Genomic DNA, 25,738 nt, shown 5'->3' with positions numbered 1-25,738 from the left:
GCCGTCGTCCCTCAGTCCGCCGCCGGACCGGCGTCCAGCATCGCCGCGAGCCGGCTGGCGAGGCCCAGGTGCGCCGCGCGGGCCTGCGCGAAGGCGTACCCGAACAGCGGCGCGGGCGCGGCGAGGGTGATCTCCACGTCGATGCGGACACCGTCCGGCTCGGCCTGCAGCCGGGTGCGGTTGCGGACGGTCGTCGCCGGCCACTGCCGCGCGACGGTGACCACCTCGTCGGCGGTGGCGACCAGCACGTCGGCCCGGTAGGTGATCGGGAGGCGCAACGCCCCGACCGCGAGCCGGTCGGTGATCGCGTAGCTGGCGTGGGCGCCGGGGCGGGGTCTGAGCCGCCGGACCCGGACGATCAACGGGTGCAGCTCCACCTGCCGGACCGGGTCGGCGAGCACCTCGGCGGCGACCGCCGGCGAACAGCGCGCCTGGACGGTGTAGCTGAAGGACTTCCGCCTGAGCACGCCGTCTCCCCACCGTCGTCGCCTCGCACGATCGTCGCCCACCCGCGCGCACGCTGGCAACGTCCGGCCCGACACCGCACGGACAGCGGGTATTCACCCACCCGTCCGACTACCGTCGACTGATGGGGTACGACGGACCGTGGTGGACGATCCGGGTGGAGGGCGATGCCGGTGAACGAGCACGTGATGGTCTTCGCGCCGACGCCGCGGCTCACGGTCACGATCGACCAGCCGAGCGAGGCACCCGAGCTGCACCTGCACCCTGCCCCGGCTCACGGCTGGACCGCTGGAGAGCGTGCTCAACGTCAACGCCCCGGACGTGCCGCTCGCCCGGCTGCGCGGCGTACGCCGGGGCCGGCTGGCGAGTTTCGGTCAGGTGCAGATGACGGTGGCCGAGTCGGGGCACGGCTTCGTGCGGACGGCGCTGGAGGAGCCGGGTGAGGCGGCGCAGACGGGCACCGACGTGGCGCTGCTCGCCCAGGGGTACGCGTCGGTGACGGCCGTCCGGGCGGTCACCGAGGTGAGCGACATCGACCTCACCGGGCTCGACCCGGACTGACGCCGCTGCGGGGTGCCCGACAGGCTCTCAGGCGCCGGGGAGGACCTCCGGGGCGGGGGCGCCCGCGTAGTAGGGCTCGGGGGCGCCGAAGAGCCCGAGCAGGCCGGTCACCCAGAGCTGGCGGTGCACGAAACGGCTCGGCTCGGTGACCACGAGCTTGACGCCGCTGACTTCGGCGGTCTGGAAGCCGGCGACCATCGCGCTGATGCCGACGGAGTCGATGAAGGTCACCAGCCGCATGTTCAGCTCGATGCGGGTGGGGCGCCCCTTGGCCAGGACCTCGGCGATCGCCTCGCGCACCTCGTACGCGGTGTCGACGTCGATCTCGCCGCGCGGCGAGATCTCGACGACACCCCCGGACAGCACCGACTTCACGATCGACAGGCTCACGCGAGCACCTCCACTCGCCCGTCCGACGGGCGCCTCATCAGTACGCGGGCCGCGACCGAGAGTATTCCTCCGACGCCCTCGGTCGCCACCCCTCGGGATGAGCAATTCTTGTGGTCCGGGGCACCAAACCGCCTATGTCCGGACATTTCACCTTCTGTTTCCCAACGATCAGCGGACGCTGACGTCGCCGAACCAGGGTAGCGGGCTTCGGCCATTCGGGCCGCAACCCGACCTCTCCGGCGTGGCCCGGGATCGCGTGCGCTCGATGGAACGCGAGGTCGGCCCGGGAATTCGGGTGCTCGGCGGTCGGCGAACGGCCCGGCGGCCGAGGGGCCGCCGCATGGCCGGCAAGGAGCGCTCGGCGCCCCACACGTGGCCGGCAAGGTGCGCACGGCGGGGCCGGCGCGGCTGCCCCGTGGGGTTGTGCGGCGTGCCTAGCATCGGCGGGCAGGACGGTACCGCGACGGAGAGGACGATCGATGATCCGGAGACTTGCCGCGCTGGCCGGGGTCGGCGCGCTGCTCGCCCTCATGCTGGCCTGCGGCTTCGGTGGCGGCGGGGACGACGACGATGACGATGACGACGACTTCGCGCGCGGTGTGACGGCGGTGGTAGCCCTCCGCTGACGCCCGGTTTGCGGCGCGCCGTCCCGGGGCAATGCCCGACCAGGAGGACCGCGACACGCCGGAGAGACGCCAAGGTCCGAGGTGGCCGCCGCTTCGGCACCCCGAGGAGGTAGACGATGTTCGGAACCAAGCTGCTGGACCGCCGTGGCAGGCCGGAGCGGATCGCGGATCAGGCGTGGCAGCACCTGGTCTCGGCGGTGAGCTCCGCGGGGGACAGCGTCCGTGACACCGCCCGTTCCGCCCGCCGCGGCGGCACCGACCTGGCCGACGACGCCAGCGACCTGGTCGGCGCGGCGGCCGAGGAGGCCCGGCGCCGCGCCACCCTGGCCTTCGACGCCCTCGCCGGCCGGCGGCCGGCGCTGCCGTGGACCCTGCTGATCAGCGCCGCCCTGGTCGGCGCGGCGATCGGCTGGGCCGCCGGCACCGCGGCGCGCGCGGTGGGCAGCCACTCGGACCGGTCGGTCGACGACATCGAGTTCGTCGACGTGGACCGACCCAACTCCCCCGCCAGCCTGGACGGCTGACCCAACACACACACCGGCGGGCCCCGGACGACACCGATCGTCCGGGGCCCGTCGCGTTCACACCGGCGCTCCCGGCGCCCACGTCACCCGTCCCGGGCGAGGGCGCCTCACCCCCGGCCCGGACAGGATCGTTCCGGACGGGCGCGCGCCTGTCACCGAGGAAGGAGCCAGCGATGACCGTCGTGACTGTCAGCCGCACCGACCAGGACATCCAGGCCGCCGTGCTCGACGAGCTGACCTTCGAGCCCCGGGTACAGCCGCACGAGATCGGTGTGACCGTGTCCGAGGGCGTGGTGACCCTGACCGGCCGGGTGGACAGCTACGCCCGCAAGTGGGCCGCCGAACGCGCCGCGCACCGGGTCCCCCGGGTGCGGGCCGTCGCCAACGACCTCACCGTGCAGATCGGCGCCGGCGCCGAGCGCCCCGATCCGGATCTCGCCGCCGCGGCCACGCACGCCCTGGAGTGGAACGCGTTCGTCCCGGTGGACCGGATCGACGTGAGCGTGTCGCACGGTTCGGTCACGCTGCACGGCGAGGTCGACTGGGAGTACCAGCGCCGGGCCGCCGAACGCGCCGTGGCCCGGCTGGCCGGCGTCCGCGGGGTGAGCAACGGTCTCTCGGTCCGCCCGGCCGCCCGCGCCGACGGGCACCGGCTCGCCGAGCGGATCGTCGACGCGCTCGCCCGCAACCGCGCCACCGAGGCGGAGCGGATCACGGTCCGCGTACACGGCGACACCGTCGTGCTCGGCGGGTTGGTCCACTCGATGCCCGAGCGGGCCGAGGTGGAGCGGATCGTCTGGTCGGCGCCCGGCGTCCGGGAGGTCCAGAACCAGGTCGCCGTCGCCCCGGTGCTGCGGTGACGCCACGCCGACGGCCCGGGCCGGACGGCGGCGAACCACCCGGCCCGGGTGAGCCACCTTCACCCCGGCCCGGGCGAGCGTGGGAGTCATGACTGATCCGAACGGGCTCCGTCCCGGGTGCGCGGCACCCGGGTCCACCCTGCGGGTACGCCGCCGTCGCTCGGATCGGCGGGGGGTGGCGCGATGACCACACCGCTTCAGGTCACCGCCCGCCTGCGCACACCCGTGACCGAGACCGACCACGTCCGGGGACCGGCGGACGCGCCGGTGACGATCGTCGAGTACGGGGACTTCCAGTGCCCGTTCAGCGGGGCCGCGTACCCGAACCTCGCCGAACTGCTCCGCCAGCGGGCCGACACGGTACGGCTGGTCTACCGGCACTTCCCCATCGCCAACGTGCACCCGTACGCGGAGAGCGCCGCCGAGGCGGGCGAGGCCGCCGCCGCGCGCGGGCGGTTCTGGGACCTGCACGACTGGCTCTTCGAGCACCAGGACCAGCTCGACCCGGTGCACCTGTCGCTCGGCGTCGAGCAGGTCGGGCTGCCCGCGGACGAGATCGGCGCCGAGGTGGGCCGCCGGGCCCACGCCGACCGCGTGCGGCGCGACTTCGTCGGCGGCATCCACAGCGGCGTGGACGCCACCCCGACGCTGTTCGTGAACGACGTCCGCCACGACGGCGGCTGCGACCTCGCGGACCTGCTCGCCGCCGTCGACGCCGCCGCGCCCCCGTGACCGCCGGACGATCCACCCACCGCCCGCACGTCGCCCCGACACCGCGACGTGCGGGCCGTCGTGCCGACCCGCCGCCGGTCAGATCAGCCGCAGGTCGCGGGCGCGCCGCACCGCCTCGCGGCGCCGTGTGGCGTCCAGCTTGCGATAGATGTTGCGTACGTGCGTCTTGACCGTGTTGACCGACAGGGACAGTTCGGCGGCGATCTCCACGTTGGACAGGATGCTCTGCAGGTACCGCAGGATGGTCAGCTCCCGCTCGGTGAGCGGCTCGTCGAGTGCCGCCGGGCCGGCCTCGGCCGGCGCCCGTTCCACCGGCTCGTCGGCCTCGCGCACCAGGTCGCTCACCGTCGGCCAGTGCGCCGTCCCCGTGTCGAGGTGCGCCGCGAGCAGGTCACGCACCCCGGGTTCGGCGCGGGTGAACGGCCGGCGGATGCCCTCCGGTCCGGCCAGGTCGAGGGCCCGCTCCAGCACCCGCCGGGCCCGCCGCTCGTCGCCCGCACGCCCGGCGAGCACCGCCTCCAGCACGGCGGCCTCCAGGCGTACGTGCAGCGGCCAGCCGTCCGCCTCCGGGGCCGGCCAGTCGGGCAGGACGGCCTCGGCGGCCCGGTCGTCCCCGGCGCGCAGCTCGACCCGGGCGCGGCCGACCGCCAGGGCGGGATCCCCGTCGTCGCCGCCGAGCAGGTCCCGCGCCGCGTCCAGGTCGCCCCGAGCCGCGCGCAGGTCCGCCTCGGCGGCCACCAGCCAGCGGTCCAGCTCCCCGGCGCCAGCACGCCCGGCCCGCCGATCCCGCGCGGCGACGAGCGCCCGGTGCCCGGCCGCCAGATCACCGGCGTCCCGGAGCAGGTACGCCCGACACAACGCGGCGACCGCCCCCGCCTCGGGTTCCCAGGTCGCCGGTTCCGCCAGCGCCAGGTCCGCCTCCGCCTCCTCGGGCTGGTCGCGGTGCACCGCCGCCACGGCCAGCGCCAGGTACGCGTACCCGCAGTCGGTCCGGCCGGACCACCCCTGGCACGGCGGAAGGGCGAGCGCCTCCCGAGCCAGCGCCTCGGCCTCGCGCAGCGCCCCCCGCACGGCGTACAGCAGGGCCACCCGGCTCGCGCCGACCAGCTCGGTCCGCGTCCGGCCGGCGGCCCGGGCCGCCGCCAGTGCGGCGCCGAGATGCGACTCGGCACGGCGCAGGTCGCCGTCGGCGAGGTCGGCCAGACCGAGGGCGGTGCCGGCCGCCGCCCGCACGTCGGTGTCCTCGGCGGCCGCTCCGCGCGGCTCGGCGGGCGGGGCCGGCGCCGCGAGCAGCCGGTCGACCGTGGGCGCCGGGCCGGCACCACCCGGCGGAGGCGCGGGCGCCCCGGGGGACTCCGGCATCCCGGCCGGGGCCGCCGGGCGGGTGGCGAGCAGGCGGGCGGCGGTGTCGCGTACCGCCGGGAGGTCGCCGGACAGCCGCGCCACCGCGAGCTCGACCGCCGTGGCCAGCCGGGCGAAGCGCCCCCGGCGGGGCACGGGCAGCGACCGGCCGGCCTCCGCCGCGGACCGCAGGTACCCGACCGCAGCCGGCGCGTCCCCGGCGTGGGCACGCTCCGCGGCGCAGGCCAGCGCCAACTCCGGGTCGGCCGCCAGGACCTCCGCGGGCGGGGACGCGGGCGCCGGCCGGGTCGAACCCTCGTGGTCGTACGGGGCCAGCTCGGGCCAGCTCGCCACGAACAACTCGGTGGCCCGGGCCCAGTCGGCGCCCGCCAGCGCGTGGCGCAGCCCGTCGGCGGGCCGCCCGTTGTCGGCGTACCAACCGGCGGCGCGCAGGTGCAGGTCCCGCTGCTCGTCGGCGGGCAGCCGGCCCAGCTCGGCGTGCAGCAGGTCGGCGAGCAGCGGGTGGCAGCGGTACCAGGGCGGGCGGCCGTCGTCCCGGCGCAACGGGCCCCCGTCGCCGGACAGGGCGGCGAGCGCCGCCTCCGCGTCCGGGCGGTCGGTGAGCGCGGCCGCGAGACCGGCGCAGACGGCGTCCGCCACCGCCGCGCGACGCAGCACCTCCCGGTGTCCGGGGTCCAGCCCGGCGAGAACCTCCTCCCGCAGGTAGCTGGCCACGTCCGGCTGGTCGCCGCCGAACTGCTCGACCCATCGGGCCGGATCGGGCTGGCCCCGCAGGCCGAGCGCGGCGAACCGGAGCGCGGCCGGCCAGCCGCCGGTCCGTTCCCGCAGCCGCCGTACGGCCGCCGCCGGAAGCACCGCCCCGTGCGCGGTGAGCAGGTCGGCGACCTCGTCCCCGGTGAACGCCAGCTCGTCCGGGCCGAGTTCGGTCAGCTCCCCGGCCAGCCGCCACCGGTGCACGGGCAGCGGCACCCCGGCCCGGGCGCCGACCACCAGACGGAGCCGCTGCTCGGCGTGCCGGAGCAGGAACTCCAACCCGCTGACCGCCGCCGGGTCGGTGATCCGGTGCAGGTCGTCCAGGACCAGGAGCACCGGCCGCTCCCGACCGGCGAGGGCCGCGGCCAGCAACTCCAGCTGGTCCGGGCGGGGGGAACGCTCGGGCACCGACGGCTCGGCCGGACCGTCGCCGGGGTCGGTGGCGCGCCGCAGGGCCGCCGCCAGGTACGACCAGAGGCGGTCGCCGTCGTCGCCGGCCTCCACCGACACCCACCCCAGGTCGGGCCGCTCCCGGTCCGGGTCGGGGCCCGCCGCGCCGAAGTCCCCGGGTGGGGCGCTGGTCGGCGGTGCGTCCCGGGCCCCGTCGGCGGCCCCGGTCACCGGGCCGCCCCGGACCGGATCGCGGCCGGCCGCCCCGGCGGCCCGGAACCACGACGCGAGCAGGGTGGTCTTGCCCCAGCCGGCCGGCGCGGCGACGAGGGTCAGCGGCGCGGCGGTCCCGTCGTCCAGCGCCCGCAGCAGCCGGGGCCGGAGCACCACCGGTTCGGGCAGCGCGGGTGGGCTGAGCCGGGATGCGAGCAGCGGCGCTCCCGGTCCCGTGACGACTGCGGTCTCCCGTCGGTCCTCCGGCACCCGGCCCCACCCCCATGGACGCGCCCACTCCCCCGGTCCTGCGGCCGGCGGTTACCCGACCGACGGCGGTTCACCCCTTCGGGGGGAGCACGCTTCACCCCGCCCGGGGCGAATGTTGCGGTACGCGTGCGCCCGCCGGGCGCCGCGGCACGGTGCCCGGACGCGCTCGGATCGGGACGGGAGGGACAGGTGGGACGGATCGCGACGGTGGCCGGCAGCGCCCTCGCGGGTGCGGCGGTGGGTGCGGTGTCCGGGCGTGTGCTCCGGGGCCGGACGCGCCGACGTCCGGCCGGCGGCCCCGGAGTCCGCGGCAACCCGGCGGGTGGCTGGCAGGTGGTCACGGTGGACCGGGCACCCGGCACGGTGCTGCCCGGCGGGCGGTGGCCGGAGCCCCTGCGCCGGCTCGGCGGCGCCATCCAGGTGGAGGTACGGCCGGCACCCGGCTGCCGGGGCACCGAACTGGCCGCCCGGCCCCGCCCCGGCGTCCCGCTCCCGGGGCTCGCCGCGCACGTCGTCGGCGACGATCCCGCCCGCGCGGTCCGGGCCGCGCTGCGGCAGGCCAAGCAGCTCGCCGAGACCGGCGAGGTGCTGCGCGCCGACCGGACGCCGATGGACCGGGGGCGGGCGGGATGAGGGCACTGTGCTGGACGGGCGTCGACCAGGTGGCGGTACGGCAGGTGCCCGACCCGGAGCTGCGCAACGGCCACGACGCGATCGTTCGGGTGCGGCAGAGCGCCACGTGCGGCGGCGACCTGCCGCTGCTGGCCGGGCGGACCCCGTACGTGTCGGTGGGGGACGTGCTGGGGCACGAGTTCCTCGGTGATGTCGTCGAGGTGGGGCCGGAGGTGCGCCGCCACCGGGTCGGTGACCGGGTGGTGGTCAGCGCCTCGGTGGCCTGCGGCACCTGCTGGTACTGCCAGGGCGGGCTCCCGTCGTGCTGTGACAACGGCAACCCCGAGCCGGAGGTGGGTGAGGCGACGTACGGGCACCCGGTGCCCGGCGTCTTCGGCCGGCCGCGCGCGACGGGCGGCTTCGCCGGCAGCCACGCCGAGTTCGTGCGCGTCCCGTACGCCGACGTCGGCGCGTTCGGCGTGCCCGACACGGTCAGCGACGACCGGGCGCTCTTCGCCTCCGACGCCGCCCCGGCCGGCTGGATGGCCGCCGACGTGGGCGGGGTACGCCCCGGCGACGTGGTGGCGGTGTGGGGCGCCGGGGCGGTCGGGCAGCTCACCGCCCGGGCCGCCGGGCTGCTCGGGGCGGATCGGGTGATCGTCGTCGACGACCAGGACGACCGGCTGCGGATGGCGGAGCGGCACAGCGACGCGGAGACCATCGACCCGCGCCACGCCGACGTCCCCGCCGAGCTGCGGGAGCGGACCGGCGGGCGGGGCCCGGACGTGTGTGTGGAGGCGGTCGGGCCGGCCTGGGACGGGCGGATCCGGTCCCTCGCGGAGCGCTTCACCGGCGCGGCGGAGCGGCCGCCGGCGGTCCGCGAGGCGGTGCACGCGTGCCGCAAGGGCGGCACGGTGGTGGTGCTGGGCGAGTTCGACGGGCACGTGGACGCCTTCCCGCTGGGCGCGGTCAGCGCCAAGGGGCTGTCGGTGCGGGGCGCGCGGCAGCACGGGCAGAACTACGTGCCGATGCTGCTGGAGCGGATGGCGCGCGGCGAACTGCGGACGGAGCACCTGGCCACCCACCGGATGCCGCTGGAGCAGGGCGCGCACGGGTACGCGCTGTTCCGCGACCGGCGTGACGGCTGCGTGCGTACCGTGCTCAGCCCGGACCTGCCGGCCGCCCCGTGAGGCCGGTGCGCACCGCAGCGGGCGTCCCGCGTCGCCGCCGCGGACGGCGGGGGGCGACGCGAGCCGGGCGGGGTGGCAGACTCGGCGGATGCGTGAGGAGCGGACGTACGACCTCGTCCTGTTCGGCGCCACCGGGTTCACCGGAGGGCTGACCGCCGAGTACCTGGCCCGGCACGCGCCCGCCGGGCTGCGCTGGGCGCTGGCCGGGCGCAACCCCACCAAGCTCGCCGCCGTCCGGGAGCGGCTCACCGCGATCGACCCGGAGCTGGCGGCACTGCCCCTGCCCACCGCCGACGTCACCGATCCCGGGTCACTGCGGACCGTCGCCGAGAGCGCCCGGGTGGTCGCCACCACCGTCGGCCCGTACGTCCACCACGGCGAACCCCTCGTGGCGGCGTGCGCCCGCGCCGGCACGGACTACCTCGACATCACCGGGGAACCGGAGTTCGTCGACCTGATGTACGTGCGGCACCACGCCGAGGCGGTCCGCACCGGCGCCCGCCTGGTGCACACCTGCGGGTTCGACTCGATCCCGTACGACGTGGGCGTCTGGTTCACCCTCAAGCACCTGCCGGCGGACGTCCCGGTCACCGTCGACGGCTTCGTCCGCGCGGGCGGGCGGCCCTCCGCCGGCACGTACCACTCGGCGCTGACCGCGTTCTCCCGTACCGGTGAGATGAGCCGCGCCGCGAAGGCCCGGCGGGCGGTGGAGCCCCGCCCGGAGGGCCGGCGGGTCCGCGCGGTCCCGGGCCGGATCGCCCGGTCGCCGGAGCTGCGCATGTGGACCGTGCCGCTGCCCACCATCGACCCGCAGGTGGTGCGCCGCTCGGCCGCCGCCCGGCCGGAGTACGGCCCGGACTTCCGGTACCGCCACTTCGCGGCGGTGAAGCGGCTGCCGACCGTGCTGGCCGGCGTGGCCGGGCTGGGTGCCCTGGTCGGTCTCGTGAAGGTGCCGCCGACCCGGCGCTGGCTGCTCGGCCGGCTCTCCTCGAGTCAGGGCCCGAGCCCCGAGCAGCGGGCCCGCTCCTGGTTCCGGGTGCGGTTCCTGGCCGAGGGCGGCGGGCGGCGGGTGGAGACCGAGGTGTCCGGCGGCGACCCCGGCTACGACGAGACCGCGAAGATGCTCGCCGAGTCGGCGCTCTGCCTCGCCCTGGACGACCTGCCCCCGACGTCCGGCCAGGTCACCCCGGTGACGGCCATGGGCGACGCCCTGCTGGACCGGCTCCAGAAGGCCGGCATCGACTTCCGCGTGCGCGCCGCGGCTTGACCCTCGACCTGCTCGAGGACACAGGATCGACCGCCGTGGAGAGCGACCTGCGCAGCATCGGTGAGCTGGCCCGGGCCAGCGGGCTGACCGTCAGTGCCCTGCGGTTCTACGACTCGGCCGGGGTGCTGGTGCCGGCCCGCGTCGACCCGGTGACCGGCTACCGGTGGTACACCGACGACCAGGTGCGTCCGGCCCGGCTGGTCGCCGGGCTGCGCCGGGTCGGCATGCCGGTGCCCGAGATCGCCGCGGCGGTGCGGTCCGAGCCGGCGGTCGCGCACCGGCTGCTGGACGCGCACCTGCGCCGCCTCGAGGACGGTCTCGCCGATGCCCGCCGCGAGCTCTCCCGGATCCGTACCCTCGTCGATCCCGAGGAGCAGCCGATGACCACCCACCTCACCCTGTCCGGCACCGACCTGGCCGCCGCCGTGGACGCGGTCCGCTTCGCGGTGGGCACCGATCCCGACCTGCCGGCGCTGACCGGTGTGCTCCTCGACGTGGACACCGACGGGGTGCAGTTGGTCGGCACCGACCGGTACCGGATGGCCCTGGCCCGGGTCGGCGCCGACGTGGACGGGCCGGCCGTCCGCGCCCTGGTCCCGGCCGGCTTCATCGACGCGACACGCGCGCTGCTCGACACCGCCGGGGACGTGCGGCTGACCGTCGGCGACGGCACCGTCGCGGTCACGGTCGCCGGGCGTACGGTCGACGCCGACACGCTGCCGTACGACTTCCCGGACCACCGGCGCCTGCTGCGCGCGACGCCCGGCGGCCCGGCGCACCGCGCGACCGTCGACGTGGCGGCCCTGCGCGCGGCCCTCACCAGCCCGGACGCTCCCGTCGTCCACCGGGAGCACGGTGGCGCCCCGCTGCCGGTGAGTGTGCTCGGCCCGGACGGCCGGGGCGGGGTACGCCTGTACGGCGAGGACGAGCTGACCGGGGACGCGTTCCGGATCGGGGTGAACGCCGGCTACCTGCTCCAGGCCCTCGACGCGGGCGGCCGGGGCCAGCTCGTCCTGGAGCTGGACGGCCCGATCGCGCCGCTGGCCGTCCGCCGTCCGGACGACGCCGACGCCTTCTCGATCCTGATGCCGATCCGCCTCTGACGGGCCGTCGTGGCCCGGGCGCCCGGCGCCGGCGACGAGACCGGGCCCGGAGCGACCGGGGCGCGACGGTAGCATCTGGAGGTCCACCTGACGTCCGGACGGAGGCGTACGGAGCAGCATGCTCGACATGGAGTTGATCCGGAAGGATCGCGACGCGGTGGCGTCCGCGCTGGCCAAGCGGATGGACCCGGCGGAGGTGAGCCGCGCGCTGGACGAGATCCAGCAGCTGGACCAGCAGCGGCGCAGCCTGATCACCGAGATCGACGGCGAGCGCCAGCGCCGCAAGGCCGAGGCCCGGGCGTACGCGGAGGCCAAGCGCGCCGGCCGGGAGCCCGAGGTCGCCGCCCCAGAGGCCGGCCGCAAGGGGCTCACCGAGCTGGAGGCCGAGCTGGACGAGACGCAGGCCCGCCTGCGCGACCGGATGAGCGAGCTGCCCAACCTGCCGGCCGACGACGTCGTGCCCGGCGGCAAGGAGGCCAACCGGGTCGTCAAGACGTTCGGCGAGCCTCCGGCGATCGAGAAGGTCCGCGACCATGTCGAGCTGTCCCGGATGCTCGGGCTGGTCGACCACGAGCGGGGCGTCAAGCTCGGCGGTTCCGGCTTCTGGATGTACACCGGCGTGGGCGCCCGGCTGGAGTGGGCACTGCTCAACTTCTTCATCGACGAGAACGTCAAGGCCGGCTACGAGTTCCTGCTGCCGCCGCACCTGCTGCTGGAGAGCGCCGGCTTCGCCGCCGGCCAGTTCCCGAAGTTCACCGAGGACGTCTACCACGTGGACCGGGCGTCGGCGCCGCGCGGGCAGTTCCTGCTGCCGACCGCCGAGACGGCGATCCTCGGGGCGTTCCAGGACGAGATCCTGGACACGGCGAAGCTGCCGCTGAAGGCCTTCGCGTACACCCCCTGCTACCGCCGGGAGGCGGGCGGGTCGCACTCGGACGAGCGCGGCACGGTGCGCGGCCACCAGTTCAACAAGGTGGAGATCTTCCAGTTCACGCTGCCGGAGCAGGCCGAGGCGGCGCACGAGGAGATGGTCGCCCACGCCGAGAGCCTGGTGGAGAAGCTGGGGCTGCACTACCAGCGCAGCCTGCTGTCGGCCGGCGACGCCAGCGCGGCGATGAAGAAGACCCTCGACATCGAGGTGTGGATGCCGAGCACCGGCAAGTACAAGGAGGTGTCGTCGGTCTCCTGGGCCGGTGACTACCAGGCCCGGCGGGCGGCGATCCGCTACCGGGAGCCGGGCGGCAAGCAGACCCGCTTCGTGCACACGCTCAACGGCTCGGCCCTGGCGACGAGCCGCCTCTTCCCGGCGATCCTGGAGCAGTTCCAGCAGCCCGACGGCAGCGTCGTGATCCCCGAGCCCCTCCAGAACCGCGTAGGTACCGACCGCCTCACCCCCCGCTGACCCCCTTCTCCGCCGCGATCTTGCACTTTCCGCCCCGACGAAAGCCGCGAACGGGACAGATCAAGGGCCACAAGTGCAAGATCGCGGGGAGCGGGGAGCGGGGAGCGGGGACTGGGTCAGGCGAGGGACGCCAGGCGGCGGGTTAGGTCCTCGCCGTCGAGGAAGCCCTGGTGGATTACTCGGCCGGTGTGGTCGAGGATGACGAAGGTGCTCTGCTCGGCGACCTCGAAGCGGCGCCACAGCGCGCCCGCCCGGTCGTCGAGCTGCGGCACCCCGGCCAGCTCGAACTCCGTGACGAAGTCCTTCATGGCCTTCTGCTGCCCGAGGCCGGCGACGCCCACGACGGGCACGGTGTCGCGGTACCGGGGTGCCACCTCGGCGACCGTCCACGCCTGACTCGCGCAGGTGGCGCACCAGGGCGCCCAGAACCACAACACCACCGGTTTGCCGGCCAGCGCGGCGGCGTCGAAGGCCGCGCCGTCGAGGGTCTTCGCCGTGAAGCGCAGCGTCTCCGGCACGGTGGCGGGCCGCGGCGACGCGCTCGCCGCCGAGGGCGAGCCCGTCGCGGCGGGCGTAGCGGCTGCGGGGGTCGGGGACGCCACGTCGCCGGTCGCGGCGGTGGTCGCACCGTCACCGCCGCAGGCGGCGGTGCCCAGCAGGGCGGCCACCAGCACGGCCGCCATGGTGCCGCGCCGGAGCGTCCGCATCCGGGCCTCCCTTCGGTACGGGGTCACGACTCGGCCTTGGCCAGCCGAAGGGCCAGCTCGGGGCAGACCTTGACCGCCTTGAGCGCCCCCTCGCGGAGCCAGGTCGGCACGGGCGTGGCCGGGAACGCGGGGTACCCGTTGGCGTCGAGACGGATGAAGTCGGGCACGACGTGCGCGCAGAGCCCGTGCCCGTCGCAGCGGGACCAGTCGAGCATCAGCTTCTGCGGGTTCGGGTCGGGCGCGCCGGGCAGCCCCATCAGACCCTTGACCCGCTTGCCGCAGCCGTCGCCGGTGGCGTGCAGCCGCAGGTCCTCGGCGAAGACCTCCATCGCGGAGAGCGCGAACCGGGCCGTACCGTCCGGGTGGCTGCACGCCCCGCGGCCCTTGACGTCGCCGGCGGCGGCCCGGACGACCTCCACCGGGGCGCTACCGGAGACCGCGAGGTCGACCGAGCGGGCCAGCTCCGGCAGGCCCATCTTGCAGGGCCCGCACTGGCCGGCGGACTCGCCGGCCAGGTAGCGGACCACCTGGGCGGCCTCGCCGAGCGGGCAGGTGTCCGGGCCGAGGGCCACGATGATGCCGGCGCCGAGCGTGCCGCCGACGGCGGCGAGCCCCTTGCGGGAGATCTCGGCCCGGTCCGCCGCCTCCTGGGTGATCCACTTGCCGTGGTAGCCGCCCGTGAGGATGCCCGCCCCGTCCGGCACCTCGCACAGGTCGAGGATCTCCCGCAGCGGCGTGCCGGCGGCGCACTCCACGACGGCCGGCCGCTTCGCCGCGCCGGTGACGGTGAGCAGCACGGTGCCGGGTTCGTCGTCGGTGCCGAGCGCCGCGTACTCGTACGGCCCGAGCCGGGCGGCGATCGCGAGCTGGGCGTACGTCTCCGCGTTGGAGAGCAGGGTGGGCAGGCCGCCGACACCCGAGTCGCTGGAGCGCTTCTTCGTGCCCGGCGGGATGTGCGGCAGGCCGTTGATCCCGTTGACCAGCGCCCCGCCCTCGCCGGAGATGAACCGGTGCGGCACCGTGACGACACTCGTCGGCACCGGCATCCGCCGCTCCCCCAGCGCCTCCATCAGGGACTCCTGGCCCACCCCGTCGTCGGCCACGCCGATGATGATCTCGTCGGCGTCCAGCGCGTACGCGGCCAGCGCCGCGCCGTCGAGGACGAGGTGCGGGGCGCGGGTGAGCAGCACCTTGTCCTTCCAACTGGCCGGCTCACCCTCGGTGGCGTTGACCACGACGATCGCCGAGGCGTCCTGCCGTTCGCAGGACTCGAGCACGGCCCGCAGCTTCTTGGCGAACGGGAAGCCGGCCCCGCCCTTGCCCTTGAGCTGGATGCCCTCGGCGAGCCGCAGCAGGTTCGCCGGTTCCATCGGCCCGATCGGGCCGTGGACCTCCTCGTGGGCGAACAGGTCGAGCCGGCCGAACTCCGCGAAGCCCGCGGTCAGCCGGGGCTCGCCGACGCACGCGACCGGCGGCACGGTCGTCCGCATCACTTGGCCTCACCCCGCAGCCCGGCCCAGTACGCGGTGTCGACGGCGTCCGCGCTCGCCCGGCGCCGCCGCCGGCTGTCCTTGGCCTCCCGGCGGGCCCGCCGGGAGGCGAGGTCGACCAGGGTCGGGGTGTCGTCCGGGGGCAGCGGGACGTCCTCCGGGATGTAGCGGGCCGGCGGCCGCCAGTAGTCCGCCTCCTCCGGCACGTCATCCTCGGCGCTGTGCCGGCCGCCGCCGCTGCGCGGCGCGGACGAGACCGGGGTGCCGGAGACCGGCCCGCCGGAGATCGGCCCGGCCGACACGGGGCCCGCCGAGATCGGTCCGGCCGAGATCGGCGTCGTGGTCTCCCAGCGGCGCGGGCTGGTCCACGGCTCCTCCGGCTCGTCGCGGCGGCGCTCCGGCGGCACCGAGTACCGGGTGCCGGCGTCCACCTCGTCCCGGCGCCGGCGGGAGGGGCGGACCTCGTCGTCGTCGCGCCGGCGCCGGCCGACCGGCTCCTCGTCGCGCCGGCGGGACCGCGACTCGTACTCGTACTCGTCCTCGCGCCGCCGGGGCACCCGCTCCTCGTCGCGGCGGGCCACCACGGGCTCGCGCTCCTCCGTGCGCCGCCGGGACCGGGTGGGCGCCGGCTCCTCCGACCGGCGGCGGGCGGGCCGCTCGCCGCGGCGGGCCGGCGCCGGCTCGACCTCGTCGCGGCGGCCACGGCTCGGCGCCGGCTCGCGCAGCGAACCGGGCTCCGGCACCACCGGCACCGTGAACCGTTCGGGATCGCGGCGGCGGCTGCCGGGCGCGCTCCAGGAGCCGGCGAGGGTGGTCTCGGACCACGTCGACGCCCGCCCGCCCCGCGTCTCGCGCCGGTCGTCGCCGTCGCGCTTGCGGGCGAGCGCGCCGAGGAGCTGACGCCCCTTGCCGTCCTCGGTCACCCGCGCGGTCATCGCCTTGTTCATCGCGGCGGCCTGGTGCTGCTCCCGGCTGCGCCGGCCCAGGTACACCGAGGCCCGGACCAGCAGCGCCAGCACCACGAGCAGCACGCAGGCGAGGTAGCTGAACACCACCCAGGGCTTCGCCGGCCGGCCGGCGTTGAGGCCGTGGAAGATCGCGAACGGCCATGCGGCGTACGCGGCGGAGTGCAGCGTCCGCCACAGCCACTTCGGACCGACCCCGGCGAACCGGGCGCGGATGATGCCGGTCCAGAGCACGCTCACCATCAGCAGCCCGGCGACCGTGCCGAGGCCGACGTAGAGCCCGCGCCCGCTGACGAACGGGACCACCGCGTCGGTGCTCCCCGCCCGCCCGGTGGCGATCTTCGTGATGACGTGGAAGACCAGCCCGGCGACGCCGAGGACGCCGGTCGCCCGGTGCGCGGACTGGAGCAGCACCCGGTGCCGGATCATCAGCACGAGCCGGTCGGTGGCGAGCAGTCCCAGCATCACGGTGAGGCTGAGCGACACCAGGGCGATCACCCCGGCGAAGAACTCGGTGAAGAAGAAGCCGTACGAGTACATCGCCCCGCCCACGCCGGTCAGCATGGTGACGGCCCACAACGCGGCGAGCGCGGAGACGGTCAACAGGACGAACGCGGACCGCGACGGGGCGCGTACCCCCCGGCGGCTGGTGCTGGTCCGGACGGTCGCCGCCTTCTGTTTCTGCTGTGCCGGGGCCATCTGCTCCTCGATCGTCTCGCGGTGGCGCGCCACCGGCCGACCCTGCTCCCTCCTCCAGTACGGACGGGCCGGGCCACCGGATCACCGGTCGGCCAAGAATTTCCGCGCGGGCCGTCGAACCGACCGGCCATCCGGCGCGTGTACGCGCCTGCGACCGACCGACGCAGTGATGAATGCGCATACATTGACAGGCCTTGCAACACGCTTGTAAAGTTTCGGAAACTTTCAGCCCTCCGGTGCAAGACACCGGCAGCTGGAAACCCTCCCACGGCTCCACCACCACCTATCCCCCCACACCCCCGTAGGGAGAATCCGATGCATCGACGTCGACTCCGGTCGGCGATCGTCGCCCTGGGCGCGATCGCGGGCGTACTGCTCCCGGCCGTCGTGGCGGCACCCCCGGCCGCCGCGGCCCCGGCCGGCACCAAGAAGGTCATCGCCAACCTGTTCGAGTGGAACTGGACCTCCGTCGCGAGCGAGTGCCAGTCGACGCTGGGCCCCAAGGGTTACGGCTGGGTCCAGGTCTCGCCGCCCCAGGAGCACGTCCGGCGCTCCGAGTGGTGGGTCTCGTACCAGCCGGTCAGCTACCGGATCGAGTCCCGCAAGGGCACCCGCGCGCAGTTCACGTCGATGGTGGACACCTGCCACGCCGCCGGCGTCAAGGTGATCGTCGACGCCGTCGTCAACCACATGTCCGGGCAGGACACCCCGGGCACCGGTTGGGCCGGTTCGTCGTTCAGCCACTACGACTACCCCGGCACCTACCAGTCGCAGGACTTCCACTACTGCGGCCGCCCCGGCAACGAGATCAGCAACTACGGCGACCGGTGGGAGGTCCAGAATTGTGAACTGGTCAACCTCGCCGACCTGAAGACCGAGTCGGAGTACGTCCGGTCGCGGCTGGCCGCGTACCTCAACGACCTGCTGTCGCTGGGCGTCGACGGGTTCCGGATGGATGCCAGCAAGCACATGCCGGCCGCCGACATCGCGGCGATCAAGGCCAAGCTCTCCCGGTCCGCGTACATCGTGCAGGAGGTCATCTACGGCGCCGGTGAGCCGATCACGCCGAACGAGTACACCGGCAACGGTGACGTGCACGAGTTCCGTTACGGCAAGGACCTCGCCCGCGTCTTCCGCTCCGAGCGGCTGGCCTACCTGCGGAACTTCGGGGAGGGCTGGGGCCACCTGCCGAGCTCGGTCTCGGCGGTCTTCGTGGACAACCACGACACCCAGCGCGACTTCGGCGGGGTGCTGACCTACAACGACCGGGGCATCTACGCCCTCGCGAACGCGTTCATGCTGGCCTGGCCGTACGGGTCGCCGACGGTCATGTCCAGCTACACCTTCGGCAACCGGGACCAGGGCCCGCCGCAGGACTCCTCCGGCCGGACGCTCAACACCACCTGCTACTCCGGCTGGGAGTGCGAGCACCGCTGGCCGGTCATCGCCAACATGGTCGGGTTCCGCAACGCCACCGAGGGTGCCGGGGTCGCCAACTGGTACGACAACGGCTACCAGCACATCGCCTTCAGCCGCACCGGCAAGGGCTACCTCACCGTCAACGACGAGGACTTCGCGATCACCGGCCGGTCCTACTACACCGGCCTGCCGGCCGGCCGGTACTGCGACGTCATCCACGGCACGTACAGCAACGGGACGTGCAGCGGCCCGGTGATCACCGTGGACGCCAACGGCTGGTTCGCCGCCACCGTCCCCGCCCACGACGCGATCGCCATCCACGTGGGCGCCCGCCTGAGCTGAGGTGCACGGAAGGCCCCTTGTCATCGCGTTCTGCGCGACAAGGGGCCCTTCCTGGCACGACACCCCTTAGAGTGGTTTCGTGCTGTTTGACCGAATCGGCTCGCGCCTCCGCTGGACCGCCGTCGCGGTCGGCGTACCCCTGCTGCTGGTGACCGCCGGGATCACCGGCTGGAGACTGACCCCGCAGCCGGAGCCCACACCGGCCGCCCAGCCGGTCGTGGAGCAGCCGGCACCGGAGGAGTCCGAGACCCCGGACGGCCCCGAGGCCCCCGTACCCGAGGAGACCGTGCCGGCAGCGGCGCCCGCGCCGGACGACCTGCCGGTGGTCGACTACGACCCGGCACCCCGCGGCTTCCCCGCCGACCCGGAGCCGCTGGACCCCGCGCCCCTGACCGAAGGCGTGCACCCGACCCGCCGGATCGCCGCCTACACCGAACCCGGCGGGAAGCCGGTGGCCTTCCTCGCCCCCACCATCAACGGCGTCGAACTGACCATGCCCGTGGTCGAGCGCCGCACCGGGTGGACGGCCGTGCTGCTCCCCTCGGCCAACCGCACCCTGGCGTGGCTGCCGCCGGGCGGCTTCACCACCGTGCCCCTGCGCGACCAGATCGTGGTGGAGCGCCGGCACCACCGGCTGACGTGGTACCGGGACGGCCGGGCCGTCCGGTCGTGGCAGGTCAGCCTCGGGCAGAGCGGCCAGGAGACCCCGCTGGGACGGACCTTCGTCCTCGGTCGCACCGAGCCGCCCGACTCGGTGTACGGCGGGGTGGACATCTTCGCGCTCGGTGCGATCCCCGACGACCCCGACTCGGTGCCGAGCGGCCTGCGCGGCGCGCACATCGGGCTGCACAGCTGGTACCACGACGGCGAGCTGGGCCGGAACACCACCAACGGGTGCATCCGGCTGACGAAGAGCGGGCAGCGGCAACTGCTGTCCGAGGTACGCCCCGGCACCGAGGTCCTGGTCGTCGACGAACTGCCGGAGCCACCCCCGACCGCGTGACGATCAGGTCACGACGAAGCGGACCGGCGCGCGGGACAATCCTGCGGCGGGTCGATCCAACTGTCGAGGCGATAGACGATGTCGCAGTATTCGTCGGGCTGATCGATGACCGGTTCGAACAAGACACCGTCAGGGAGTGCGAACGCGTGACGTTCGACCCTGGCATGGGGGCAGCCTCCGGGGGTATGACCGGAACATGAGGGCGAGTTTCCGGCTTGGCCGGATCGCGGGCGTACCCGTCGGGGTCAACTGGAGCGTCCTGGTCATCTTCCTGCTCATCGCGTGGGGGCTGTCGGCCAACCAGTTCCCGCGCGCGTACCCCGACCGGCCGTGGATCGCGTATGCCGCGGCGGGCCTCGCGGCGGCGGTGGTCTTCTTCCTCGGCCTGCTCGCCCACGAGGTCTCCCACGCGATCGTCGCCAAGCGCAACGGGCTCCAGGTGGGCGGCATCACGCTGTGGCTCTTCGGCGGTGTGGCCGAGCTGAAGGGCGAGGCGCCCAACCCGGGTGCGGAGCTGCGCATCGCCGGGGTGGGCCCGCTGGTGAGCCTGCTCATCGGCATGTTCTTCGGTGCCATCGCGGTGGTGCTGGCCCTGGCCGGCTCCGAGGGGCTGCTGCTCGGCTCCCTCGCCTGGCTGGCCGGCATCAACATGCTGCTGGCCGTCTTCAACGTCCTGCCCGCGGCGCCGCTCGACGGCGGGCGGCTGCTGCGCGCGGCGGTCTGGAAGGCGACCGGCGACCGGACGAAGGCGTCGGTCGTGGCCGCCCGGGCCGGGTGGGTGCTCGGCGCGCTGCTCATCGGCCTGGGGTTCTGGCAGTTCTTCGCCGGGGCCGGCTTCGGCGGGCTCTGGCTGATCCTGATCGGGTGGTTCCTCATCGGCGCCGCCGGGATGGAGGAGCGGCAGGCCCGGATGGGCAGCGCCCTGCGCGGCGTCCGCGTGGCGGACGTGATGACGCCGCAGCCGCAGACCGCCTCCGGGGACCTGACGGTGGCCGACTTCGTCGACAACTACCTGTTCGCGTACCGGCACTCGGCGCTGCCGCTGACCGAGGAGGGGCGGCCGATCGGGCTGGTCACCCTCGACCGGGTGCGCGACGTCCCGGCCGACCGTCGCGGCGCCACCACCCTCGCCGAGGTCTCCTGCCGGGCCGACGAACTGGTGCTCGCCTCCCCCGACGAGTCGCTGAACGATCTCCTGCCCCGGCTCAGCGAGTGCGCCGACGGGCGGGCGCTCGTGGTGGCCGACGGCCGGCTGGTGGGCATCGTGTCGCCGAGCGACATCAGCCGGGCGGTGCAGCGCGGCAGCATGCGGGAGCAGATGGCTCCCGGCCGCTAAGGAGCCAGGCGGGCCCGGAGCTCCGGGACTCCCGGGCCGGACAGCTCCGAGGATCACCGACCCGTACCCGTGACCGATCCCGGGCCGCCGCTCAGCAGGCCGCGCAGCCACGCCCGGGTCCAGGCGGCGATGGTGAACGAGTCGGTGACCAGCCCGTCGCGGATCAGCTCGCCGACCCTCCCCGCCGGGTACGTCCGGGCGGCGCGGATGCCCTCCTCGGCCGCCAGATCGCCCAGCTCGGTTATCTCGGCCACGTAGAGCCGCACCGTGCTGGTCGCGATGCCGGTGTCCGGATGCAGGACCCCCAGGTCGACCAGGCGGGCCGGCGCGACGCCGATCTCCTCGCGCAGCTCCCGCGCCGCCTGTTCCTCCGGCGGTACACCGGCCTCGCCGAACCCACGCGGCGCCTCCAGGTGCCACCGGCGGGTGGTGTGCCGGAAGTGCTCCACCAGCACGACGGTGCCGTCGAGCACCGGCAGCACGACCAGGCCGTCCTCGCCGCTGCTGGGAAGCGACCGGAGGTACGTCCCGAGCACGCCACCCGGGAAGCGGACCGGATCGCGGACCAGCGTCACGTAGTCGTCCCGGTAGACCACCCCGGCCCGGCTCCACTCCGGCGGCAGGCCACGGGCGCGCAGGACGGCCGCCCGGGCCTGTTCCGCGGCCGCCACCTGCTCCGGCTCGTCCAGGATCTCCACCGCCGAGCCGGGCGCGTTGGCGAAGAGTTCCGGCTGGCGCCGCCGCAGCTCGACGTACTGTCTCCAGGGTTCACTCACCCTCGTCCTCCTGCGGCCGGTCGATGTTCGGCTCGTCGTCGCGGCCCGTGTCACCCGGGGTGACCGGGAATCCCGTCTCCTGCAGCCGGCGCACCAACTCCCGCCAGTCGTCCCCGGCCCGTTGGAGGTGTACCCGCATAACGTCGACTCCGGTGCCGAGGTCTCGGGCGGCGCGGCGCTGGTCCCGGTTGACCACGGCGAAGCGGACCACGGCGGTGGCGCCCCGCCCGGCCACCTCGGCGGCCACGTCACCGACCAGCTCCACCCGTGGATCACCGTCGAAGACCAGCGAGGCGGTGCTGCCCAGCACCTCGACCGTCACCCGGATCACCGGTTCCCACGCCCGCGCCCGCTCCAGGCGCCGTTCCCCGACGATGCCCGCCAGCCGCTGGGCCAGGGCGACATAGCGGTCGTACACCTGCTGCGCCCGGGTGACGAAGTCGAGCGGCTCGGCGAGCAGCTCCCGCAGGGCGGCCACGTACTCCCGCCACTCGTCGGTGTCCCGGGCCTGCCGGACGTGGTGCAGCTCCAGCCCGGTCAGGTCGAGGCGCAGCGGCAGCTGGGCCAGGTCGAAGGCGTACGGCCGCAGCGTCCGGACCAGGGTGAGCAGGTCGTCCAGGTTCCGGTCCGGCGGCCGCTCCCGCCGGTACTCCTGCATGGCGGTGCGGCGCAGGGAGTCGGCGGGGATCAGCGCGTACCCGTCGACGGCGTCCGGCAGCGTGGTGTTGTAACGCAGGTCGACCAGCTGCTTGAGCTGGCCGACCAGCGGCGCGGAACGGAACCGGCCCTCGGCCGGATTCGTACCGGGCTCCACCAGGAACTCCCGGTAGAACCCCTCCCGGGTGGCCTGCTCCGCCTCCACCGCCCAGAGCGTCACCTCCTGCATCCGCCGGCGCAGCACCGGGCGGCTCTCCTCCGGCAGCCGAAGGTCGCGCCGGAGCTCCTCGAGGTCGAAGGCGGCGAGCTGGAGCAGGAAGCGACGGAACTCGGCGAACATGCAGCGCTCGGTGAGGCGCTCGTTCTCCGCGTCGTCCCACGACAGCCGCAGGCAGCGGACCTCGTCCACCTCGCCGAGCAGCCGCAACCAGCCCGACCAGCCCGCGCTGTCCACCCCGAACCCGGGCTCCGCCGCCAGGCTGCGCTCGCGCAGGAGGAACGGCACGAGAACGCCGTCGGCCAGCAGCGCCCGGAACGCCGCCCGCTGCGGCCCGTCCGTTGTGAAGTCGCGGTGGACGACGGGGTTGTTGAAGAAGTACGCCCGGTTCACCACCACCTGCTCGGCGTTGAGGATCGCGCGCAGGTACTCGGCTCGGGCGTCGCGGCGGCGGCGCTGCTCCACCTCCCGGTACGACTCCCGCCGCGCGACCAGCCGGGCGAGCAGGTCCTGGGTGACCCACTGGTTGTCCAGGCACTGGGCGACGACCGTGATCGGGGCCAGGGCCCGGTTGTCGATCGGCGTCAGCCGGAGATCCGTGCCGGAGGGGTCGGTCATGTCATTCCATCCCTTGTGGACGTCCATGTCGTTCACGAGGCAATCACGGAACCGGTCCGTCGGGAAGTCGAAAAGCGCGGAGGCGGCTTTCCGACAGTCGGCGCCGGCGCTCAGGGGCGGGGAAAGTAGCGGTCGAGCAGCTCGGTGCGGAACGTGCCGGTCGGGTCCAGCCGGGTCGCCAGGGCGACGAAGTCGGCGTACCGCGGCCAGGCCGCGGCGACCGCGGCCGGCGCCAGCCCGAAGACCTTGCCCCAGTGCGGGCGCGGCGTGAACGGCGCGAGCCGTGCCTCCACGGCCGTCACGACCCCCGCGCCTCCCTCACCCGCCCGCGCGACTGCCCCCGCGCCGCCCGCACTCGATCATGAAGCTGGCGGGTGCTTGGATCTCCAGATCGCCCGCTAACTTCATGATCAACGGAGCGAGCCGGAGGCGGGGTGATGCGGCGGGGGGATGGTGGGCGGTTATCGCGGGCTCGGGTGGGGAAATGGGGGCGGATGAGTAGTTACCGTGATCCCGCTCCGCGGGGCGACGTCTTCCCCTCCGAGGAGGAGATGGATCCGACCGGGGTCGGTGTGCTGCCGGCGAGTGCGCCGCCGGACACCACCCCCGGGCCGCAGCCGACTCCGGCGCCGCCGCCCGCGCCGACGCCGGTGCCGCACCCCGGGCCGCCGCCACGCGCGGAGGGCCGGTCCATCGTCACGCACCACCTGAGCGGCGTCGTCGAGGTGGTCACCGACCTGGACGGGGACGGCGTCGCCGACGTGGTGCAGGTGGACCTCGACGGCGACGGCGTCCCCGACGTCACGTACGTCGACAGCGACCGCGACGGCCGCCTCGACACCGTGCTCCGCGACCCCGCCGCCGCTCACCGGGCGGGCTGAGCCCGAGGGCGCGTACGGCGGTCACCGCCGGGCCGCGCCGGGACAGGCCCTACACCTTGGGCAGCACCTCGGCGGCGACCAGGTCCAGGTGGTCCAGATCGGCGAGGTCGAGCACCTGGAGGTAGATCCGCTGGCTGCCGGTCTCGGCGTACCGGCCGATCTTGTCGACGATCTCGGCGGGGGTGCCGGCCAGGCCGTTGACCCGCAGCTCGTCCGGCTCCCGGCCGATGGCGGCGGCCCGGCGGGCCACCTCGGCGTCGTCCCGCCCGCAGCAGAGCACGAGCGCGTTGGACCAGGTCATCGTGGCCGGGTCGCGCCCGAGGTCGGCACATGCTGCGCCGACCCGCGCGAACTGGGCGGCGGAGTCCTCGACCGAGGCGAACGGCAGGTTGAACTCGTCGGCGTAGCGGGCGGCGAGGCGCGGCGTGCGCTTGGGGCCCATGCCGCCGAGCAGGATCGGCGGGCGCGGGGTCTGCACCGGTTTCGGCAGGGCCGGCGAGCCGCTGACCGGGTAGTGGCGCCCGGCGAAGTCGAACGTCCCGCCCGGTGGGGTCTCCCACAGGCCGGTGATGACCGCGAGCTGCTCCTCCAGCCGGTCGAACCGCTCGGCGAGGGCCGGGAAGGGGATCCCGTACGCGGTGTGCTCCTCGGCGTACCAGCCGGTGCCGATGCCCAGCTCGACCCGGCCGCCGCTCATCTGGTCGACCTGGGCGACGGTGATCGCGAGCGGCCCGGGCAGCCGGAAGGTGGCGGCCGTCATCAGCGTGCCGAGCCGGATCGACCGGGTGTCGCGGGCCAGCCCGGCGAGGGTGGTCCACGCGTCGGTCGGGCCGGGCTCGCCGCTCACCGAGCCCATCTTCAGGTAGTGGTCGGAGCGGAAGAAGGCGGCGAAGCCGGTCTCCTCGGCGCGGCGGGCCACGGCGAGCAGGTCGTCGTACGTGGCGCCCTGCTGGGGTTCGGTGAAGATCCGCAGTTCCATGGTCCCGAGCATAGGGAGATCGCCGGGGCGACGCCCGACGACCGTACATGCCTTGACAGGCATATGTCGCTGGCGGAATATGGGCGGGTGACAGCCGACGCCTTCACGGTCCTCGCCGAGCCGACCCGGCGCCGGATCCTCGACCGGCTCCGCCGGGCCGAGAGCAGCGTGGGTGAGCTGGTGACCGACCTCGGGGTGAGTCAGCCGACCGTCTCCAAGCACCTGCGGGTGCTCCGCGAGGCCGGCCTCGTCAGCTCTCGCACCGCCGCCCAGCAGCGCATCTACCGGATCGAGGTCCGGCCGTTGCAGGCGGTCGACGGGTGGCTGGCGCCGTACCGACGGCTCTGGACCAGCCACCTGGACGCCCTGGAACGCCACCTCGACAGTCAGGAGCCGTGATGGACCGCGCCGACTTCCGCCCGACCCCGCCGGCCGACGTCTCCCTGGAGACCGGCGGCGGTCGCCGCACCGTCGTGTTCGTCCGCGACCTGCGCCACCCGCCGGAGGCGGTGTGGTCGGCGCTGACCGAGCCCGGCCGGCTCGCCGAGTGGGCCCCGTTCCTCGCCGACCGCGACCTGGGCTCCCCCGGCGACACGACGCTCACCATGATCGACGGTGAGACCACCGAGCGGCACCGGGCCACGGTCCGCCGGGCCGAGCGCCCGCACGTCCTGGAGTACACGTGGGGCGACGACCTGCTGTGCTGGGAACTGACCGAGACCGCCACCGGGACCCGCCTGACCCTGCGCCACACCCTGGCCGACGGCGGCATGGCACCGATGGTGGCGGCCGGCTGGCACCTCTGCCTCGACGTCGCCGACCACCTGCTCGCCGGTGACCCGGTCGGTCCGATCCGGGGCGCCGAGGCGATGGACTTCGGCTGGCCGGGGCTGCGCGACGCGTACGCGGAGCGGCTGACCGGAAACTGA

The 25,738-nt window shown here is 74.8% G+C and carries 25 protein-coding genes and 1 pseudogene; 16 read left to right on the top strand and 10 right to left on the bottom strand.

Annotated elements, in window-relative coordinates; all coding sequences use genetic code 11:
* Nucleotides 1–11: 11 nt before the first annotated feature.
* Nucleotides 12–467 carry an SRPBCC family protein gene (locus HCJ94_RS13185; RefSeq protein ID WP_168001293.1) on the bottom strand — a complete coding sequence of 152 codons (456 nt, stop codon included), beginning with the start codon at nt 465–467 and terminating at the stop codon, nt 12–14.
* A 295-nt stretch (nt 468–762) separates the two neighbouring features.
* On the opposite strand from HCJ94_RS13185, the gene HCJ94_RS13180 reads away from it, so the two are divergent.
* The gene (locus tag HCJ94_RS13180; RefSeq protein ID WP_240944188.1) at nt 763–1,026 is read left to right on the top strand and encodes a hypothetical protein; all 264 of its coding nucleotides are present in this window, start codon (nt 763–765) and stop codon (nt 1,024–1,026) included.
* Between the two features lie 27 nt (nt 1,027–1,053).
* Here HCJ94_RS13180 and HCJ94_RS13175 read toward each other — a convergent pair whose 3' ends face one another.
* Complete coding sequence (locus HCJ94_RS13175) at nt 1,054–1,416, bottom strand: STAS domain-containing protein (protein WP_168001292.1); 363 nt, start codon at nt 1,414–1,416, stop codon at nt 1,054–1,056.
* 479 nt (nt 1,417–1,895) lie between these two features.
* Here HCJ94_RS13175 and HCJ94_RS13170 point away from each other — a divergent pair, with 479 nt between their 5' ends.
* From HCJ94_RS13170 to HCJ94_RS13155, 4 genes are all read left to right on the top strand, one after another.
* The gene (locus HCJ94_RS13170; protein ID WP_168001291.1) at nt 1,896–2,042 is read left to right on the top strand and encodes a hypothetical protein; all 147 of its coding nucleotides are present in this window, start codon (nt 1,896–1,898) and stop codon (nt 2,040–2,042) included.
* A 116-nt stretch (nt 2,043–2,158) separates the two neighbouring features.
* The gene (locus tag HCJ94_RS13165) at nt 2,159–2,566 is read left to right on the top strand and encodes a hypothetical protein (RefSeq protein ID WP_168001290.1); all 408 of its coding nucleotides are present in this window, start codon (nt 2,159–2,161) and stop codon (nt 2,564–2,566) included.
* 173 nt (nt 2,567–2,739) lie between these two features.
* Complete coding sequence (locus HCJ94_RS13160) at nt 2,740–3,426, top strand: BON domain-containing protein (protein ID WP_168001289.1); 687 nt, start codon at nt 2,740–2,742, stop codon at nt 3,424–3,426.
* A gap of 183 nt (nt 3,427–3,609) precedes the next feature.
* Nucleotides 3,610–4,158 (top strand): DsbA family protein, encoded by a 549-nt coding sequence (locus tag HCJ94_RS13155; RefSeq protein ID WP_168001288.1) that lies wholly within the window; start codon nt 3,610–3,612, stop codon nt 4,156–4,158.
* A 78-nt stretch (nt 4,159–4,236) separates the two neighbouring features.
* On the opposite strand, the pseudogene HCJ94_RS13150 reads toward HCJ94_RS13155, so the two are convergent.
* Nucleotides 4,237–7,220 (bottom strand): annotated as a pseudogene (locus tag HCJ94_RS13150) (helix-turn-helix transcriptional regulator).
* Nucleotides 7,221–7,383: 163 nt separating this feature from the next.
* Here HCJ94_RS13150 and HCJ94_RS29615 point away from each other — a divergent pair.
* The 5 genes from HCJ94_RS29615 (at nt 7,384) to serS (ending at nt 12,720) form a co-directional block, all read left to right on the top strand.
* The gene (locus tag HCJ94_RS29615) at nt 7,384–7,779 is read left to right on the top strand and encodes a hypothetical protein (RefSeq protein WP_373684290.1); all 396 of its coding nucleotides are present in this window, start codon (nt 7,384–7,386) and stop codon (nt 7,777–7,779) included.
* Nucleotides 7,776–8,948 (top strand): zinc-dependent alcohol dehydrogenase, encoded by a 1,173-nt coding sequence (locus HCJ94_RS13140; protein ID WP_168001285.1) that lies wholly within the window; start codon nt 7,776–7,778, stop codon nt 8,946–8,948. The genes HCJ94_RS29615 and HCJ94_RS13140 overlap by 4 nt, the downstream gene beginning before the upstream one ends.
* A gap of 88 nt (nt 8,949–9,036) precedes the next feature.
* Nucleotides 9,037–10,215: a saccharopine dehydrogenase family protein gene (locus HCJ94_RS13135; RefSeq protein WP_168001284.1), complete on the top strand. Its 1,179-nt coding sequence runs from the start codon at nt 9,037–9,039 to the stop codon at nt 10,213–10,215.
* A 47-nt stretch (nt 10,216–10,262) separates the two neighbouring features.
* Entirely contained in the window at nt 10,263–11,318 is a 1,056-nt protein-coding gene (locus HCJ94_RS13130) for a DNA polymerase III subunit beta family protein (protein WP_168001394.1), read from the top strand.
* A gap of 118 nt (nt 11,319–11,436) precedes the next feature.
* On the top strand, nt 11,437–12,720 hold the full coding sequence (serS, locus tag HCJ94_RS13125; protein ID WP_168001283.1) for a serine--tRNA ligase: 1,284 nt from the start codon (nt 11,437–11,439) through the stop codon (nt 12,718–12,720).
* Between the two features lie 116 nt (nt 12,721–12,836).
* On the opposite strand, the gene HCJ94_RS13120 is transcribed toward serS, so the two are convergent.
* Genes HCJ94_RS13120 through HCJ94_RS13110 form a run of 3 tightly spaced genes read right to left on the bottom strand, consistent with a single transcriptional unit; the run spans nt 12,837 to nt 16,614 of the window.
* Entirely contained in the window at nt 12,837–13,427 is a 591-nt protein-coding gene (locus HCJ94_RS13120; RefSeq protein ID WP_168001282.1) for a TlpA family protein disulfide reductase, read from the bottom strand.
* Between the two features lie 23 nt (nt 13,428–13,450).
* Entirely contained in the window at nt 13,451–14,920 is a 1,470-nt protein-coding gene (locus HCJ94_RS13115; RefSeq protein WP_168001281.1) for an NADH-quinone oxidoreductase subunit NuoF family protein, read from the bottom strand.
* A complete protein-coding gene (locus HCJ94_RS13110) occupies nt 14,917–16,614 on the bottom strand; it encodes a ferric reductase-like transmembrane domain-containing protein (RefSeq protein ID WP_309227250.1) in 1,698 nt (565 codons plus the stop codon). Before HCJ94_RS13110 ends, HCJ94_RS13115 begins: the two co-directional genes overlap by 4 nt.
* Before the next feature lie 282 nt (nt 16,615–16,896).
* Between HCJ94_RS13110 and HCJ94_RS13105 the strand changes: the two genes are divergently transcribed.
* The 3 genes from HCJ94_RS13105 to HCJ94_RS13095 all read left to right on the top strand — a co-directional run bounded on the left by HCJ94_RS13105 (nt 16,897) and on the right by HCJ94_RS13095 (nt 20,681).
* On the top strand, nt 16,897–18,342 hold the full coding sequence (locus HCJ94_RS13105; protein ID WP_168001280.1) for an alpha-amylase: 1,446 nt from the start codon (nt 16,897–16,899) through the stop codon (nt 18,340–18,342).
* A gap of 79 nt (nt 18,343–18,421) precedes the next feature.
* On the top strand, nt 18,422–19,345 hold the full coding sequence (locus tag HCJ94_RS13100; RefSeq protein WP_168001279.1) for a L,D-transpeptidase: 924 nt from the start codon (nt 18,422–18,424) through the stop codon (nt 19,343–19,345).
* Nucleotides 19,346–19,541: 196 nt separating this feature from the next.
* A complete protein-coding gene (locus HCJ94_RS13095; protein ID WP_168001278.1) occupies nt 19,542–20,681 on the top strand; it encodes a site-2 protease family protein in 1,140 nt (379 codons plus the stop codon).
* A 53-nt stretch (nt 20,682–20,734) separates the two neighbouring features.
* Here HCJ94_RS13095 and HCJ94_RS31180 read toward each other — a convergent pair whose 3' ends face one another.
* The 3 genes from HCJ94_RS31180 to HCJ94_RS30135 all read right to left on the bottom strand — a co-directional run bounded on the left by HCJ94_RS31180 (nt 20,735) and on the right by HCJ94_RS30135 (nt 23,251).
* The gene (locus HCJ94_RS31180) at nt 20,735–21,457 is read right to left on the bottom strand and encodes an NUDIX hydrolase (RefSeq protein ID WP_168001277.1); all 723 of its coding nucleotides are present in this window, start codon (nt 21,455–21,457) and stop codon (nt 20,735–20,737) included.
* Nucleotides 21,450–22,949, bottom strand: a complete 1,500-nt coding sequence (locus tag HCJ94_RS13085; protein ID WP_168001276.1) for a heavy-metal-associated domain-containing protein — start codon at nt 22,947–22,949, stop codon at nt 21,450–21,452. The genes HCJ94_RS31180 and HCJ94_RS13085 overlap by 8 nt, the downstream gene beginning before the upstream one ends.
* 110 nt (nt 22,950–23,059) lie before the next feature.
* Nucleotides 23,060–23,251: a D-arabinono-1,4-lactone oxidase gene (locus tag HCJ94_RS30135; protein ID WP_168001275.1), complete on the bottom strand. Its 192-nt coding sequence runs from the start codon at nt 23,249–23,251 to the stop codon at nt 23,060–23,062.
* A gap of 192 nt (nt 23,252–23,443) precedes the next feature.
* Between HCJ94_RS30135 and HCJ94_RS13075 the strand changes: the two genes are divergently transcribed.
* Nucleotides 23,444–23,830 carry a hypothetical protein gene (locus HCJ94_RS13075; protein ID WP_168001274.1) on the top strand — a complete coding sequence of 129 codons (387 nt, stop codon included), beginning with the start codon at nt 23,444–23,446 and terminating at the stop codon, nt 23,828–23,830.
* A 49-nt stretch (nt 23,831–23,879) separates the two neighbouring features.
* Here the strand turns inward: HCJ94_RS13075 and HCJ94_RS13070 are convergent, their stop codons facing one another.
* Nucleotides 23,880–24,809, bottom strand: a complete 930-nt coding sequence (locus HCJ94_RS13070) for an LLM class F420-dependent oxidoreductase (RefSeq protein ID WP_168001273.1) — start codon at nt 24,807–24,809, stop codon at nt 23,880–23,882.
* An 87-nt stretch (nt 24,810–24,896) separates the two neighbouring features.
* Here HCJ94_RS13070 and HCJ94_RS13065 point away from each other — a divergent pair, with 87 nt between their 5' ends.
* Nucleotides 24,897–25,208 (top strand): ArsR/SmtB family transcription factor, encoded by a 312-nt coding sequence (locus tag HCJ94_RS13065; protein ID WP_309227249.1) that lies wholly within the window; start codon nt 24,897–24,899, stop codon nt 25,206–25,208.
* Nucleotides 25,208–25,738 (top strand): SRPBCC family protein, encoded by a 531-nt coding sequence (locus HCJ94_RS13060; RefSeq protein ID WP_168001271.1) that lies wholly within the window; start codon nt 25,208–25,210, stop codon nt 25,736–25,738. The genes HCJ94_RS13065 and HCJ94_RS13060 overlap by 1 nt, the downstream gene beginning before the upstream one ends.

Origin of the sequence: Micromonospora thermarum (assembly GCF_012034245.1) — a bacterium.
GTDB lineage: Bacteria > Actinomycetota > Actinomycetes > Mycobacteriales > Micromonosporaceae > Micromonospora > Micromonospora thermarum.
This window is presented reverse-complemented; position numbering and strand designations above follow the sequence as displayed.

Coding starts and splice junctions, on each gene's coding strand:
- HCJ94_RS13170 (WP_168001291.1), top strand. CDS start 1,896: ATGATCCGGAGACTTGCCGCGCTGGCCGGGGTCGGCGCGCTGCTCGCC.
- HCJ94_RS13165 (WP_168001290.1), top strand. CDS start 2,159: ATGTTCGGAACCAAGCTGCTGGACCGCCGTGGCAGGCCGGAGCGGATC.
- HCJ94_RS13160 (WP_168001289.1), top strand. CDS start 2,740: ATGACCGTCGTGACTGTCAGCCGCACCGACCAGGACATCCAGGCCGCC.
- HCJ94_RS13155 (WP_168001288.1), top strand. CDS start 3,610: ATGACCACACCGCTTCAGGTCACCGCCCGCCTGCGCACACCCGTGACC.
- HCJ94_RS13140 (WP_168001285.1), top strand. CDS start 7,776: ATGAGGGCACTGTGCTGGACGGGCGTCGACCAGGTGGCGGTACGGCAG.
- HCJ94_RS13135 (WP_168001284.1), top strand. CDS start 9,037: ATGCGTGAGGAGCGGACGTACGACCTCGTCCTGTTCGGCGCCACCGGG.
- serS (WP_168001283.1), top strand. CDS start 11,437: ATGCTCGACATGGAGTTGATCCGGAAGGATCGCGACGCGGTGGCGTCC.
- HCJ94_RS13120 (WP_168001282.1), bottom strand. CDS start 13,427: ATGCGGACGCTCCGGCGCGGCACCATGGCGGCCGTGCTGGTGGCCGCC.
- HCJ94_RS13105 (WP_168001280.1), top strand. CDS start 16,897: ATGCATCGACGTCGACTCCGGTCGGCGATCGTCGCCCTGGGCGCGATC.
- HCJ94_RS13095 (WP_168001278.1), top strand. CDS start 19,542: ATGAGGGCGAGTTTCCGGCTTGGCCGGATCGCGGGCGTACCCGTCGGG.
- HCJ94_RS13085 (WP_168001276.1), bottom strand. CDS start 22,949: ATGACCGACCCCTCCGGCACGGATCTCCGGCTGACGCCGATCGACAAC.
- HCJ94_RS13075 (WP_168001274.1), top strand. CDS start 23,444: ATGAGTAGTTACCGTGATCCCGCTCCGCGGGGCGACGTCTTCCCCTCC.
- HCJ94_RS13070 (WP_168001273.1), bottom strand. CDS start 24,809: ATGGAACTGCGGATCTTCACCGAACCCCAGCAGGGCGCCACGTACGAC.
- HCJ94_RS13060 (WP_168001271.1), top strand. CDS start 25,208: ATGGACCGCGCCGACTTCCGCCCGACCCCGCCGGCCGACGTCTCCCTG.